We start from the raw sequence: 14,438 nt of genomic DNA, 5'->3' as shown, positions 1-14,438 counted from the left end.
CCGGACGGGCGATCAACCTCGCGGTCTGTAACCCCGCGGAATCACCCAAGAAACGCCTGGAGCCGCCTTCGAGATTTGAACTCGAGACCTACGGTTTACGAAACCGTTGCTCTACCGCTGAGCTAAGGCGGCGTTCCCGTCGAACGGGCGCGCAGAAAAACCATGTTCCGCATCGGTTGTCAACGACTTTTTTTCGACCCCCTCCAAACGCCCCCCAAACGCCCCCCAAACGCCCCCCAAACGCCCCCCAAACGCCCCACCGATCCCCTCCCCCCAAGCCCCCAAGCCCCTCCCCTCCCCGGCCCCCACCTCCCCGCTCACCCCTTCCCGACCCCCAGCATGCTCAGCCCCATGCACACCACCAGGGCACCGAGCTCCAGCCGTTCCGCTCTCCTCTCATCGAGCACCCGGTCCCGCAGCCACAGCCCGACCATGTTGCCGCCCATCACCGCCACCGTCAGCACGGTCGCCCGCACCACCGTCTCCTCCGTCATCATTCCGCCGAGCCCGTACGCCGCCACCCGCCCCGTATGCAGCGCTACAGCCGCCGCAGCGATCGTCCCCACGAAGCGCTTGCCGGTCAGCCCCGCCGCCATGAACAACGGGCCCACCAAGAGACCCGCTCCACCCGCCGTCGCGCTGATCGCCCCGATCCCCAGGCCCGCCGGCGTCATCGCCGCCGCCCGCGGCTTCCACGTGTACAGCCCGAATGCTCGACCGAGCGCCGCCGCTGTCATCGCCAGCATCAGCCATCGGAGCACGTCCTCCGGCATCCAGGCCGCCATCAGGCCGCCCAGGAAGCTCCCGGGCACGGCGCCCCAGGCGAACGCCTTCGCGGTCGGGCGGTCGAACTCCTCCCGAAGCAGCCATAACCGGTGCAGGTTGCCGAAGAGCATCGCCGGCGCCGTCGACGCCAGCGCCGCCGCCGGGCCCCACACGATCGACAGACCGAGCAGCAGCAGGATGCCCCCGCCGAGCCCCGCCATCGTCGTCAGTACGCCCGCAAGAACACCGAAGACCGGGAGAAGCGCAAGCATCGCTTCACCTCCTCACATCCAGACGTAGGGCCCGAGCCGTCATCGGACCAATCGATTGTTCGGAAGGCCGTGATAACTTCGGCTGATGCTGGATGCCCTTCGGCACTTCGCCCTCATCGCTGAACACGGGACGTTCACGAGGGCCGCGCGGCATGCGCATCTGTCGCAGCCTGCGCTCACGGCGTCCATCCAGCGGCTCGAAGAGGCGTTCGGCGCGCGGCTCCTCCATCGGGATCGCGCCGGGACGAGCCTGACGGCCGCCGGGCGTGTTCTCCTGCCGCGCGCGCTGCAGATCCTCGCGGCCGTGGGGGATGCCATGCGCGCCGTGGCCGAGGTCGAGGGGCTCGAAGCCGGGGAAGTGCGGCTCGGCGCCGGCGCGACGGCGTGCACGTACCTCTTGCCACCCACGCTCTCGGCGTTCCGCGCGACACATCCCGGGGTGCGGTTTCGCCTCCGCGAAGCGACGACCGCCGAGGTGCTCGACGCGCTCGAACGCGGGGAGATCGATCTCGGCGTGGTCACGCATCCCGAGGGAGAACGCTGGATCGACGACCATCTCATCCTCGTCGCCGCGCCGGGCCTGCATCCGGAGGGCGCTCCCTTCGTGACGTTCGGCCGGGGCTCGACGACACGCGCGCTGCTCGACCAGCATTTTCCGGACGCGGACGTGGTCATGGAGCTCGGGAGCATCGCGGCCGTGAAGGGGAACGTGCGCGCGGGGATCGGCGTGGCCCTCGTGAGTCGCTTCGCCGTCGAGCACGACCTCGCCCTCGGTCGGCTCGTCGAGGTCCCGCATCCGGCGACGCCGATCTTGCGGCCCATGCACATCGTGCATCGCGGCGAGGATCGCCTGCCGCCCGCCGCCGCCGCGCTCCGGCACCTCCTGCTCGCGCGCCGCAGCGCGCGGGGGAAACGCTGAAGCTTTATTCGAGGGCGCCCGCGCGCCGGAGGCCGTGCCGCTGGAGCAAGCGGTGCAGGTACATCCGGTCGAGCTGCGCCTTGCGCGCCGCGCGGCTCACGTTGCCGTCGGCCCAGGCGAGCAGCGCGGCGAGGTACGCGCGCTCGAACTGGTCGATCATCGTGTCCTTCGCGGTCTTGAACGGCACCTCGATGTCGACGGCGCCGGCGCTCGGGGCGGGCTTGTCCTGCGAGGAGCTCACGCCCTCCTCCTCGTCACGGAAGCTCGGGGCCTCGGTCTCCAGCACGACGCGGCGCTCCACGTGGTTGCGCAGCTCGCGCACGTTGCCGGGCCAGTCGTACCGCGACATCTCCGAGAGCACCTCGGCCGTGAAGAGGTGCGCCTTGTCCGTCGCCTCCAGCGCGGAGAGGAAGCAGTTCACGAGCAGCGGGATGTCCTCGATGCGCTCGCGCAGGGGCGGGACGCGCACCGTGACCACGCTGAGCCGATAGTAGAGATCCTCGCGGAAACGGCCGAGGTTCACCTCGCGCTCGAGCTTGCGGTTCGTCGCGGCGATCACGCGGACGTCGACCTTGCGGGACTGGTTCTCGCCCATGCGGCGGATGTCCCGCGAGGCGATCGCGCGGAGCAGCTTCGGCTGCATGTCGAGCGGCAGCTCGCCGATCTCGTCGAGGAAAACCGTGCCACCGTCGGCCGCCTCGAACGCCCCGATGCGGTTGCGCTCGGCGCCCGTGAAGGCGCCCCGCACGTGGCCGAACAGCTCGCTCTCGATCAGGTTCGGCGAGATCGCGCCGCAATCGACGATCACGAGCGGCTTGTTCGCGCGGGGGCTCCGGCGCACGATCTCCGTGGCGATGAGCTCCTTGCCCGTGCCGCTCTCGCCCTCGATGAGCACGTTCGCGTCCGTCTTCGCGACGCGCTTCAAGAGCTCGAAGAGGCGACGCATGCCGAGCGAGGCGCCGAAGATCGAACCGAAGCTCGGCGCCGCGGGCACGTCGGCCGCAGCGGTCGCATGCAGCTCGCGCACGCGCACGATCGACTCGCCGAGCTCGATCCGGCACTCGGGCAGCGGCAGATCCGCGTCGCGGACGCGCACGCCGCCGATACGCGAGCCGTTGAGCGAGCCCGTGTCGAGGAGCCGAAAACCCCCGGCGCCACGCGCGATCCGGCAATGGAAGCGCGACACCATCGGGTCGGTGATCACGAGGTCGTTGCTCGCGTGCGAGCCGATCCGGAAGAGCTCACCTTCCAGCACGACGACGCGCTCGGTCGCCTTGCCCGCCTCGCGCTCCACGCAGAGCTCGATCCGCGGGATCATCACGGGGTCCGAGAACTGCGGCGTGGTCTCCGAGTTACGTCCGAGGGGCAACGAGGGATCACTTCCGAACGGGGGCCTGTTCATTGCGCCCGCCTACTCTAGCCCATGCAAGCGCCCGAGGTCTTGCGATGCCGTCAGGCAACCGACAGAAAATGAAGCGCTGAGGTGGCTTACCGACGGCTCGGTCACGTCGTCACGAGCTCGTAGACCTTCGTGGTCGCGCTCCGGCCGGTGAGCGCGCGCTCGCCGAGGGGCGAGAGCTCGAAGGCGCCGCTCGCGACGAGCGCGCGGGTGGTCTCCGCGACGAGCACCTGGTTCGGGCGGGCGATCGCCTCGAGTCGCGCGGCCACGTTCACCACGTCGCCGATCACGGTGTACTCCATCCGCTTGTCCGAGCCGATGTTGCCCACGAGGACCTCGCCCGAGTTGATGCCGATGCCGAGCTCGATCGTCGTGCCGTATCGCTCACGGAACGACTCGTTCGCGGTCTCGAGGAAACGCATCATGTCCTCGGCTGCGGCGAGGGCCCGGGCCGCGTGATCCTCCTGGGCGACGGGCGCGCCCCAGACGGCCATGATGCAGTCGCCGATGAACTTGTCGACGGTGCCGCCGTGCCGGAACACGACCTCCGTGAGCACCGAAAAAAGCTCGTTCAAGAGCGTCACGACCTCCTCGGCGGGCCTCGTCTCCGCGAGCGGCGTGAAGGCGACGACGTCGGCGAAGAGCACGCTGACCGTGGCGCGCCGGCCGCCGAGGGCGAGCTCGTGCCGGCCGCTCACGATCGCCTCGACGAGCTCCTTGCTCAGGAAGCGGCCGAGATCCGCGCGCTGGCGGGCCTGGCGGGCGATCTCGATCTCGCTGCCTTCGAGGTCGTTCGCCATGCGCGAGAGCTCGGTCGTGAGCGTGCCGATCTCGTCGGTGCGTGACGACGCGAGCGAGAGCTCCCGCCAGCGGCGCTCGCCGACGAGGCGCGCTTGCCCCGCGAGGTGCACGATCGGCCGAGCGATCCAGCGCGCCGAAAAGGCCGCCGCCGCGAGCGCGAGCAGGGCCGCGCCGAACGCGACGAGGGCGCCGCGGCGCTGCATCGCCGAGAGCACGGCGAAGGCGTCTTCTTCGCGGCGCGCGAGCGCGACGCCCCAGCCGAGGCCCGGGAGGAAGCGGACCACGCCGATCATGTCCGCCCCGCTCTCCGCGCGGTACGGCGCGACGCGCACCACGCCCACGAGGCCAGGGTTTTCCTTGGAAAAACCCGTCCAGAGCGGGTGATTCGACGTGTCGGCGAACGCCCCGATCTCGGGCATGCCGTGGGATGCGACGCTGCGGCGCGTCGCGTCGATCACGACGAGGCCGACGGCGCCGCCGAAGCGACGTCCCGCGATGTCGTCGATGTCGCGCTGGAGATCGGCGAAGTCGAGCGTGGCCGTGACGTAGCCGTGCGCCTTCGTGGCTGCGCCTTCGACCGCGGGGATCGGCACGACGAGCAGGCCCTTGCCCGGCCCGATCAGCGAGATGCCCATGCCGTGCTCGTCGGCGGCCTTTCGCGTCTCGGGCGTCGAGGCGGGCACGTCGGCGCCTGCACCGGCGTCATCCCCTTTTTGACGCAACACCGTGCTCACGCCGCGCTCGGGAACCTCGAAACGAACGGCATCGATCTCTCGGCGCGCGCCGAGGGTCGCGCGCACCGCGTCGAGGCCATCCCCCGCGCCGGCGGCGGGCTTCGCGCTCGCGGCCTGGTACAACGCGAACGCCACGGCGTCCGCGTCGACGCGCACGTCCTCGACATGACGCATCGTGGCGCGCTCGAGCTCCTCCAGCACGGCGGCCTGGAGCTGCTGCTCGCTCGTCTGCACCGCCTGACGGTTCACGGAGAGCAGGAGCGCCACGACCGCGCCGACGGGCACGAGCCCGACCGCGGCGAAGAGCAAAAGCGCGCGCGCGCCGATCGAACCAAGCTTCACTTCGCCGCGCCTTCCTTCCAGCCGGCCTCGCCGAGCGGCGTGCGGCGGAGGATCTGGAATTCTACGCGACGGTTCTTGGCGCGCCCTTCGGGTTTGTCGTTGCTCGCGACCGGCCGGCGCGGACCGAAGCCACGCGCCTCCAGGCGCCTGGCGTCGACGCCGTGATCCACGAGCCAGCGCACGACGGCGACGGCGCGCCGCTGCGAGAGCGTGACGTTCGCCCGCTCGGCGCCGACGTTGTCCGTGTGGCCGTCGATCGCCACCCGCGCGATTTCTGGGTGCTGCGCGAGCACCGAGGCGACCTGCTCCAGGAGCGCGTAACTCTCGGGCGCGATCACGTCGCTGCCCGTGGCGAAGTTGACCTCCTGCAGGATCACGATCTGCGTGCCCTCGACGCGCACCGACGCGGGGCAGCCGGTGATCTTGGGGTCCGCGTTCGCCTCGCCGCGCTCCTTGGGGCAAGCGTCGACGGCGTCGGCGATCCCGTCGCCGTCCGTGTCGAGCGCGCAGCCGAAACGCGTGGGATCGGCGCTCGCCACGCCGGCTTCGTCGGGGCAGACGTCGTCCGCGTCCGCGATGGCGTCGCCGTCGCGATCGGGCGGACAACCGAGGCGCGCGGCCGTGGGCGTCGCGTCGCCGGCGCGGTCGGGACAAACATCGTTCGCATCCGGAACACCGTCGCCGTCGGCGTCCGGCGCCGCGGCGGCATCGACGCCCGACCCGTTTTTCCCTTTCGGATTTGCCTTCGGATCCCCGGCCGCAGCCCGGGCGCCCCCGCTCGTCGCGTCCTCGGCCCTCGCCTGCGCCTTCCGCGGCACATCGAACGAAGCGCCCACGTTCGCCACGAGCCGAAACGTCGGCGTCCCGACGCCCGCCGTGAGCCCGGGCCCGCCCGCGAGCCCGAACGAGAGCGGACCCACGGTCGCGCGGCCGCCCAGCAAAAGCTCGATGTTCGTCGTGCCGCGCCCGAACGGCGAGGCCTCCACGGTCACCGTCGATCCGTAAAGCTCCGCGTGCGCGGAAAATCGCCCGAAACGCCCGGCGATCGCGCCTCCCGCGACGAGCTCTCCGCCGAGCAGGCCGAGCCCGCCCCGCGTGTCCTGCACGCGCCGCCCGAGCGCGACCGAGTAGGAAAACCGGCCCATGTCGGCCCCCACGACGATCGAAGGCATGTGCCGCACCTCGCCCGTGCCCGCGAACGCCGTCTCGTCGCCCGTCGGCACCCAGACCGCGTAGACGAGGCTCGCCGCGGGGATCGCGCCGCGCTGGGGCAAGAGCACGAGGCGCACGCCGAGCCGCAGATCGTTCATCGCGGCGCCCGTGGGCGAGCCGTACGTGGCTTGCGTGCCCGGCGGCAACGCGGAGACGAGCCCCGTGATCGAAGGCGAATCCCCGCCTTGCGCGAGCGTGACGGGCACGTCGAGATCGAACTTCAAGAACCGTTTGATCTCGATCGCGGCGAGGACGTGCCCGGTGAGCTGATACGAGACCACCTCGCCGGCGTCCTCGGCGGCATCCCCCGACCCCACGCGGAGCGAGAGCGGCGCATCGGCATACGAAAACACGAGCGCGGCCGAGGCGCGGAGGTCGCCGGGCACCTCGGCGCGTGGCACCGCGAAAAAACCGTCGCCTGCGGGGGCGGGTTCGAGCCGCTCCAGCGCCGTCGCCGTCTGCGCGCTCGCCATGGCGGGCGTGAGCCACACGGCGCCCGCGCACGCGAGGGAGCGGAAAAGCCGGGCGACCATGGGGTCCGACGCTATGGCAGAGGGCGCGAGGGGGCAACTCGAAACGAAGCGGCTGGAGGGCCGCCCACGGTAGGACGCACGGGCCTCGCCATGCGCCACGAACCGCGTCTATGCTGGCGACGGCGCCCGCGGTTCGGCGTGGCGCGTCTTCGGAGGAATGGGCATGCGCACGCTAGCGAAAGGAGCCTTGGCCGCCCTGGCCCTCGGGCTCTTCGCGCCGCGCGCCCGCGCCGACGCGCCGCCGCCGCCCGGCTTCCTCGAGCCCATCGTGCACTGGGGCGTGCAGAAGGGCGAGACGTGCGAGGACATCGCGAAGGTGATGTACGGCGCGGCCGAGCACGTGCCGCTCGTGAGCCGCTACAACCGCGTCGACTGCACGAGCCGCAAGCCCTTGCCCGAGGGGATCACGCTGATCCTGCCGAAGGCCGTCACGAGCGTGCCCGACGCCCGTATCAAGTCGAGCCACCCCGACGTGCGCGGAAGGCCCTCGGGAGGCGCGTGGGACGCGGTCGCGACGGGCGCCGCGCTCTACCGCAACCACAACGTCCAGACGATGGACGAAGGGCGCGCGCACATCGAGTTCCTCGACCACACGCACGTCTTCCTCGCGCAGAACACGCTCGTCGTGATCTACGGGACCGCGGGCAAGACGCGCGTCTCGAAGACGCCGCCGACGGTCGAGATCGAGGCGGGCGAGGTGCAGGCGGGTTTGTCCGCTCTGCGCGGCGAGCCGGCCGAGGTCGCCGTGCCCGACGGCGGCGTGGTCCGCGCCGAATCACGCGACACCGTCGTCGAGCGGAAGAAGACGCGCACCACGGTGGCGGTCTTCGACGGCAAGGCCGCGGTCCAGTCGGGCGGCAAGACCGTCGCCGTCCCGAAGAACTACGGCACGCGCTTCGAAGGAAAGGCGCCGCCCGCCCCGCCGCGACCGCTGCCGCCCGCGCCGCGCTGGGAGGACGGAGGATCGCCGTCCGTCGTGCTCGCGCCCCCAGGCACGGCCGTGCTCACCACGAGCTGGAACCCCGTCGAGAAGGCCAAGGCCTACCGCCTCGAAGTCTCGCGCGACGAGGGTTTTCACGACCTCGTCGTGCGCGAAGAGGTCCCCGCCGACGTGCGCTCGTTCCGCGCCGAAAAGATGCCGCCGGGCCTCTACCGCGTCCGGGTCCGCGCGATCGACGTCGAGGAGTACCTCGGCGTCGCCTCGGACGTGCGCACCATCGACGTCGTGGCGGCCGAGCTCCGCGGCGAGGGCGCGCGGTTCGAGGGCAAGACCGTCACGGTGAACCCCTACGGCGTCCTCGCGCTCACGGCGTCGAGCCCGGTCGAGGTCGCCCTCGACGAAGGCCCGTTCGGCCCGCCGCCCGCCGAGATCGACCTCCTCAAGCAAGCGCCGAAGACCCTGCGCTTCCGCACGAAGAGTGGCCTCGAAGAGCGGATCACCCTCGTCCCCACGCCCGTCGCGTCGACGCCCAGCGCGACGTTCGACGAGGCGAAGCGCGAGATCCGCGTGCGCGTCGCCACGAAGGGCCTCGGCGAGATCGACGTCCCGAAGCGCGTCGCGCCGCGCCTCCGCGTCCGCCTCGGAGAGCGCGTGGAGACGGTCCCGCTCGCCGTGGCCGAGGGCGGCGCGCTCCTCGCTTCCATCCCGGTCGGCGACGCGCACGGCGAAGCGCGGCTCGACGTGCTGGATGCCCGCGGAAAGGTCCTCGGCACGACCACGATCCTCGCCCCGGACAAGCCCCCGCCGCCTCCGCCGCGCCGCCCGACGCTCCGCCCGCTCGGTGCGTGGCTGCCGCCCTTCCGCCCGGCCGGGGTCACGGCCGTGCCCTGGACGAGCCCGACGGCGCCGACGGCCGTCGGCCGAGGCCTGAGCGCCGGCAGCACCGCCAACGGCCCGGTCTTCCAGGCCAATGGCCGGGTAAGCGGCTCGTTCGGCCCGCTCGGGCTCGACGCGCTCATCGTCACGACGCCCTTCGAACGCGCCGACGCCGTCGAAGTGCCGGGGAGCGTGCCGACGGAGGACATGGCGTGGCTCGGCGCGCGGTATCGCGTCCTCCAGCGCGGCGCGTCCGAGCTCGAAATCGCGCCGCTCTTCCGCATTGGTTTGCCGCTCGAAAATCGGCGTGATCTGATGTTCGACATCGGCGGCGCCGCGGGCGGCGCGAAAGGCCGCCTGACGTGGGTCGCCAATGCGGGCGCTCGTTTCATGCTGGAAGAACCGTCCGCGCACGTCCCCTGGGTACAGCCGTATCTGCTCGTCGGCGCGACGTACGACCCATTGCGCTGGCTCCGCGCGTACGTCGTCGCCGATGCGCACGTGCTCGCCACGATCGGCGATACCGGCACGGTCGTGGTTCCTTATGGCCTGACGGCCGGCGTCGAGGCGGGCGGGTCGGTCTTCGTCGCGCTGTCCGGCTGGGTCGGGCGGGCGGAGAGCGTCACCTGGCAAGCGGCGGGCACGGTGACGGGATCGCTCGGGTTCCGCCTTTCGGGAGAGAACCGATGAGCGACGACGACGATCGTTCGCCTTCGAAGCCCGTGCGAATCAGCGTTCGCCCGCCCGGGGCCGCCGATCTCGACGAGCTCGAAGCGCAGCACCACACGACGCTGCAAACCTTGCCCTCGCCCCAGGCCGCCCCGAAGGCCCCCCCGATGCCGCGGGAGCGCGGCGGCGCCCACGTCGGTCTCGTCCTCGGCGGGAAATACCGCCTCCTCGCGCGCATCGGCTCCGGCGGCATGGGCGAGGTCTACCGCGCCGAGCACGTGACCTTGCGCATGCCGGTCGCGGTGAAGCTGCTCCATTACAACATCGCGATCGAGCCCGACTACGTGCGGAGGTTCTACCGCGAGGCCCGGGCCGCGACGCTGCTCAACCACCCGAACGTCGTGCGGGTCCTCGATTACGGCGACGACGACGGTCTGCCCTTCCTGGTCATGGAATACCTCGTCGGCGTCACGCTGCACGCGTGGCTCCGCGACCGGGACGCGGCGCCGCCGCTCACCGACGTGAAGGACATCCTCGGGCAGATCCTCGACGCATTCGAAGCAGCACACGAGCGGGGCATCGTGCACCGGGACCTGAAGCCGGAGAACGTCTTCCTCACGGACGTGGGGGGCAAACGCACGATCAAGATCCTCGATTTTGGCCTCGCGCACGTGGAATTGCCCAAGGAGGACGACCAGGGCTCGACGCTCACGAAGCCCGAGGCCGTGGGCGGAACACCCGAATACATGAGCCCCGAGCAATGCCATTCGCTCGCGGTGGGCCCCTCGACGGACATCTATGCAATCGGGTGCGTCCTGACCGCGATGCTCCAAGGCAGGCCGCCGTTCCTCGGAAAAAACTCCATCGAGATCATTTCGGCGCATCTGTTCCTGCCCCCGCCGCCGCTCGCGCGCCCGACCGGATCGGAGCCCGTGCCGCCGCTGCTCGAAAAGTTGCGCCTCGAAATGCTCGCCAAGCAACCGGAGCGCCGGCCGGCGAGCGCGGCCGTCGTGAAAAAGCGGCTGGAAGACGCGCTCGATCCGGAATCGCTCGCGACGCAGCTCGTCACACGCAAAGGAAACGAGCCGCTCGGCGGAAGGGAGTCACGCGCGCCGCAATGGGAGGGGCAACTCGCCCGCGCGAACGATTCGACGGATCCGGGGCACGGGCTCACCGAGGTCGGATGGATCCGCATGGCCGGCGCGTCGGGCGTCGATCCCGCGTGCATCACGGGCCTCGCGTCTCAAGGCATTTACCTCGTTCCGCTCGAAGCGCTCGACGAAGAGGCCCGCGAAAAACTCGGCGTCGTGCTCGTCGACGCAGGCCACGACATCGACGGCGCGGCCGCGAAGATCGCCGAGGTCGCGCGGATCCTGCCGCGGGCGCGGGTCCTCGTATGCGCCGCGTCGCTCACGCCCGACCGCATGACGCGGCTCGTCTCGGCGGGCGCGGCGGACGTGGCAAACGCGCCCGCGGGCCCGGATGCGCTCGGAAAGAAGATTGGGCGGATCTTGCGGCGGGGGCGGTAGGGAGTTCCACAGCGTCGCGCCGGGGTTTCACCCCGGGCCCGACCAGGGGCTCTTCGCCCCTGGACCCGAACCAGGGCGCAGCCCTGGACCGGTGGGCGACGACTGCGCTTCGCGCAGTCGTCGCGGGGAAATTTTGTTTGTAGCTATCCGCCCCCCTTTGCAGGGGCGCAGCCCTGGACCGGTGGTGCATCGACCGCCGCGCGGTCGATACAAGGGATTGGCGTGGAACGGGCTCAGGTCGAGCCCATCTCCGCCTTGAGCCGCGCGATCTCGGCGGGAAAGGTGTAAAGGGAAACGTCGGGGAGCGCGGGACGGGGCGGGAGGCTTCGGAGAGGAGCGCGTCCTCGCGCGGAACTACGCCGGGAGGCTTCGGAGAGGAGCGCGTCCTCGCGCGGAACTACGCGGGGAGGCTTCGGAGGGGAGCGCGTCTTCGCGCGGAACTACACGGGGAGGGTTCGACGCGAGGATCCGGGCGAGGCGCGCCCCGCGGGGAGGGGTCCCCGCCGGAATTTCCCCGCGGGGAGGTCGGGGGGAGAGGGGCTCCCCGCGGGATTTTGTCGCCGAGGGGCGGGCGGCGGAGGGGTCCCCGCGAAGATTTGCAACGCGGTTCCTCGGAGCGGAGGGGTCCCCGGGGGGGAGCGCAGAGCGGAACTCTTCGGGGGGAAGGGTCCCCGGGGTGGGCGCGGGGAAGGCGACCTGATGACGGCAGATCGCAGGTCCCTTCGGTGCAGGGGCTCTCGCACTCGAACTCGCCACCGGCACGCCTGCAGGCGTCCTTGAAGGCGGCGTCGCAGGGTCGATAGAGGTCGCTATTGTCCACGCACTTCACGTCGTCGGCTTGGCAGGCGGTCGCGCTGCACCCCGTTGAGGATCCTCCGGCGAGCGTGCATGCGTTGCTCCAGGTGGAGCCGCAGGCGGGGAAGAGGGGATCGGTGCCGCATTCGGAGATGGGCCCGCCCGCGGCATCGAGACATCGCTGCGAGAAGGGCACCGAGAGCGCTTTTGCGGGCGGCGCGCTTCAGAGCCCCATCTGCTTCGCGATGATCACCTTCATGATCTCGTTCGTCCCGGCAAAGATCCGCTGCACGCGCGCATCCATGTACGCCCGCGTCACCGGGTATTCGAGCATGTATCCATAACCGCCGAAGAACTGCAGGCACTCGTCGACCACCTCGCCGAGCATCTCCGTCTGCCAGAGCTTCGACATCGAGCACTCCTTCACGAGGTACTTCCCCGCGACGTGCTCCGCAATCAGGCGATCGAGGAACGCGCGGCCCACCTCCACCTTCGTCGCACACTCGGCCAGCTTGAATTGCGTGTTCTGGAACTTCGAGATCGGCTTGCCGAACGCCTTGCGCTCCTTGCAATACGCCACCGTATCCTCGAGGATCCGCTCCGCCGCCGCCTGACACCCGATCGACACGACGAGCCGCTCCTGCTGGAGCTTCTGCATCAGCATCAAAAAGCCCCCGCCCTCCTCGCCGAGGCGGTTTTTCACGGGCACGCGGCAATCCTCGAACGCGAGCTCCGACGTATCCTGCGAGGGCAGCCCCATCTTGCGCAGCTTCTTGCCCTTCACGAAGCCCGGCGTCCCCGCCTCCACCACGAACAGGCTGATGCCCCGGTGCGCGTTCTCCGGATTCGTGTCCGTCTTCGCGGCCACGATGCAGATGTCGCAGAGAATGCCGTTCGAGATGAACGTCTTCGCCCCATTGAGCACGTAATGGTCGCCGTCGCGCACGGCCGTCGTCGCGAGCGCCGCGAGATCGCTGCCCGTCCCGGGCTCGGTCATCGCGATCGCCGTCACGATCTCCCCGGACGCGCAGCCGGGCAGCCAGCGCTGCTTCTGCTCCTCCGTGCCGAACGTCGCGATGTACGGCACCACGACGTCCGAGTGCAACGACATCGCGAAGCCGGAGTCGTAGGCCCGCGCCATCTCCTCGATGACGATCACCGAATGGAGAAAATCGCCACCCGCGCCGCCGTAGGCCGGATCGAGCCACGGGCACAAAAAGCCGCCCTCGCCCGCCTTGCGCCAGGCCTCGCGGTCGACGCTCCCCTGCTCCATCCACCGCTCCTGGTGCGGCTTGATCTCCCGGTCGACGAACCTTCGGAACGACGTTCGGAACAGCTCGTGCTCTTCGCGGAAAAGGTTCCTGTCCATTTGAAGGATGGGCTACCAAACCTCCCGGCCCGCGTCCATGCGGAAGCGGAAGCGGTTGACGCACGCCGCTCGCTGGAAGACCCTTTTCCCGAGGCCGAAGCTTGTCCGACGGAGCCCACGCTGCCGAGCCGACCATCGCCGAGCGGCTCTCCACCCGCGAAGAGCGCATCCACGTCTCCATCGGCGCCGTCTGCAACAACAACTGCATCTTCTGCATGGAGGAAGATCGCGACGGCCGCTACGTGAACAACTCGGCCATGACCACCGACCGCGTGCGGTGGATCCTCGAGCAGAACCAGGGCGCCGAGGAAGTCTGCTTCACCTCGGGCGAACCCACGACGCGCCCCGAGCTGCCCGAGCTCGTGTCGATGGCCAAGGGCCTCGGCTACCGCAAGATCAGCGTGATGACGAACGGCCGGCGCCTCTCGCACCTGCCGTACGCCGCGCTGCTCGCGAAAGCCGGGATGAACCGGTTCTACGTCTCGATCCACGGCCACACGAAGAAGCTGCACGAAGGCCTCACGCGCACGCCTGACAGCTTCGAACAGACCGCCGCCGGCCTCGCCTCGATCGCGAAGCTCAAGCGCTTCGGCGTCGAGCTGCACACCTCGACGGTGATCACGGACCGGAACCTCCCGCACATGCTCGACATCTACCGCTTCCTGCGGCAGTCGGGCGTCGATCAGGTCGTCTTCAACGTGATGCAGGCGAACGGCCGCGCCGACACGTATTTCGAGCAGATCTTCCCGCGCTACACGGACATCGCCGCCGCGTTCCGGCGCTTCCTCGCAGAGGTCGGCGAGGCGCGACCGATGGCGTTCCTCGTGGACATCCCGCTCTGCACGACGGAGGGCGTCGCCGATTTCAACCGCGGGTACGTCGAGAAGTACCGGCACTTCGACCTCGGCGAGCAGGCGAACCTCGATGCGGCCCGCGCGCCCGAGCGGGCCGCGGACGGGCGCGGACGGGGGCTCGTGCTCGTCACGCGGCAAGATCTCGACGAGGCCCAGAGGGACAAACGCGAGGCGTGCGGAACGTGCAAATACGGGCCGCAATGCGAGGGCGTCTGGCGCAACTACCTCAAGCGGTACGGCTGGGACGAGTTCGAGCCGATCCTCGGCACCCCAAACGCTCGGTGATCGCAGGGTAGAACGTGTTACCATCGCCCGAGCAGGCATGAGCGACGGCAAGAGCGACGGACGTGGCAGCGGGGGGAGACCGCAGGCAGCGCCTGTAGAGCGCCCCAAAGCGCCCCCCCTCCCGCCTCCCCCACCCCCGCGTCC

The 14,438-nt window shown here is 70.3% G+C and carries 9 protein-coding genes and 1 tRNA gene; 4 read left to right on the top strand and 6 right to left on the bottom strand.

The annotated features are described in order from the left end of the window. Positions 1-57: 57 nt before the first annotated feature. Positions 58-132, bottom strand: a tRNA-Thr gene (locus QHF84_RS47485). 185 nt (positions 133-317) lie between these two features. Beyond that, complete coding sequence (locus QHF84_RS47480; protein ID WP_281320276.1) at positions 318-1,037, bottom strand: TSUP family transporter; 720 nt, start codon at positions 1,035-1,037, stop codon at positions 318-320. A gap of 85 nt (positions 1,038-1,122) precedes the next feature. Between QHF84_RS47480 and QHF84_RS47475 the strand changes: the two genes are divergently transcribed. After that, the gene (locus QHF84_RS47475; RefSeq protein ID WP_281320275.1) at positions 1,123-1,956 is read left to right on the top strand and encodes a LysR substrate-binding domain-containing protein; all 834 of its coding nucleotides are present in this window, start codon (positions 1,123-1,125) and stop codon (positions 1,954-1,956) included. Between the two features lie 4 nt (positions 1,957-1,960). Here the strand turns inward: QHF84_RS47475 and QHF84_RS47470 are convergent, their stop codons facing one another. The 3 genes from QHF84_RS47470 to QHF84_RS47460 all read right to left on the bottom strand — a co-directional run bounded on the left by QHF84_RS47470 (position 1,961) and on the right by QHF84_RS47460 (position 6,977). Then, the gene (locus QHF84_RS47470) at positions 1,961-3,358 is read right to left on the bottom strand and encodes a sigma 54-interacting transcriptional regulator (RefSeq protein WP_281320274.1); all 1,398 of its coding nucleotides are present in this window, start codon (positions 3,356-3,358) and stop codon (positions 1,961-1,963) included. Between the two features lie 101 nt (positions 3,359-3,459). Further along, positions 3,460-5,232 carry an adenylate/guanylate cyclase domain-containing protein gene (locus QHF84_RS47465; RefSeq protein ID WP_281320273.1) on the bottom strand — a complete coding sequence of 591 codons (1,773 nt, stop codon included), beginning with the start codon at positions 5,230-5,232 and terminating at the stop codon, positions 3,460-3,462. Further along, the gene (locus tag QHF84_RS47460) at positions 5,229-6,977 is read right to left on the bottom strand and encodes an OmpA family protein (protein WP_281320272.1); all 1,749 of its coding nucleotides are present in this window, start codon (positions 6,975-6,977) and stop codon (positions 5,229-5,231) included. Before QHF84_RS47460 ends, QHF84_RS47465 begins: the two co-directional genes overlap by 4 nt. Positions 6,978-7,140: 163 nt before the next feature. Here QHF84_RS47460 and QHF84_RS47455 point away from each other — a divergent pair, with 163 nt between their 5' ends. Both QHF84_RS47455 and QHF84_RS47450 read left to right on the top strand, forming a co-directional pair. Further along, on the top strand, positions 7,141-9,483 hold the full coding sequence (locus tag QHF84_RS47455) for a FecR domain-containing protein (RefSeq protein ID WP_281320271.1): 2,343 nt from the start codon (positions 7,141-7,143) through the stop codon (positions 9,481-9,483). Next, a complete protein-coding gene (locus QHF84_RS47450) occupies positions 9,480-10,991 on the top strand; it encodes a serine/threonine-protein kinase (protein ID WP_281320270.1) in 1,512 nt (503 codons plus the stop codon). Before QHF84_RS47455 ends, QHF84_RS47450 begins: the two co-directional genes overlap by 4 nt. Positions 10,992-12,009: 1,018 nt before the next feature. Here the strand turns inward: QHF84_RS47450 and QHF84_RS47445 are convergent. Beyond that, the gene (locus tag QHF84_RS47445; RefSeq protein ID WP_281320269.1) at positions 12,010-13,155 is read right to left on the bottom strand and encodes an acyl-CoA dehydrogenase family protein; all 1,146 of its coding nucleotides are present in this window, start codon (positions 13,153-13,155) and stop codon (positions 12,010-12,012) included. Positions 13,156-13,256: 101 nt separating this feature from the next. Here QHF84_RS47445 and hxsC4 point away from each other — a divergent pair, with 101 nt between their 5' ends. Further along, entirely contained in the window at positions 13,257-14,294 is a 1,038-nt protein-coding gene (gene hxsC4, locus QHF84_RS47440; protein ID WP_281320268.1) for a radical SAM protein HxsC4, read from the top strand. Positions 14,295-14,438 lie beyond the last annotated feature (144 nt).

Source organism: Polyangium sp. y55x31, from assembly GCF_029946505.1.
Lineage (GTDB): Bacteria > Myxococcota_A > Polyangia > Polyangiales > Polyangiaceae > Polyangium.
Note: the sequence above shows the minus strand (reverse complement) of the source record. Positions and strands in the feature narration are given on the sequence as shown.

Bases quoted from the DNA above. Each gene is read 5' to 3' on its own strand.
- QHF84_RS47480 (WP_281320276.1), bottom strand. From the start codon at position 1,037: ATGCTTGCGCTTCTCCCGGTCTTCGGTGTTCTTGCGGGCGTACTGACG.
- QHF84_RS47475 (WP_281320275.1), top strand. From the start codon at position 1,123: ATGCTGGATGCCCTTCGGCACTTCGCCCTCATCGCTGAACACGGGACG.
- QHF84_RS47470 (WP_281320274.1), bottom strand. From the start codon at position 3,358: ATGAACAGGCCCCCGTTCGGAAGTGATCCCTCGTTGCCCCTCGGACGT.
- QHF84_RS47460 (WP_281320272.1), bottom strand. From the start codon at position 6,977: ATGGTCGCCCGGCTTTTCCGCTCCCTCGCGTGCGCGGGCGCCGTGTGG.
- QHF84_RS47455 (WP_281320271.1), top strand. From the start codon at position 7,141: ATGCGCACGCTAGCGAAAGGAGCCTTGGCCGCCCTGGCCCTCGGGCTC.
- QHF84_RS47450 (WP_281320270.1), top strand. From the start codon at position 9,480: ATGAGCGACGACGACGATCGTTCGCCTTCGAAGCCCGTGCGAATCAGC.
- QHF84_RS47445 (WP_281320269.1), bottom strand. From the start codon at position 13,155: ATGGACAGGAACCTTTTCCGCGAAGAGCACGAGCTGTTCCGAACGTCG.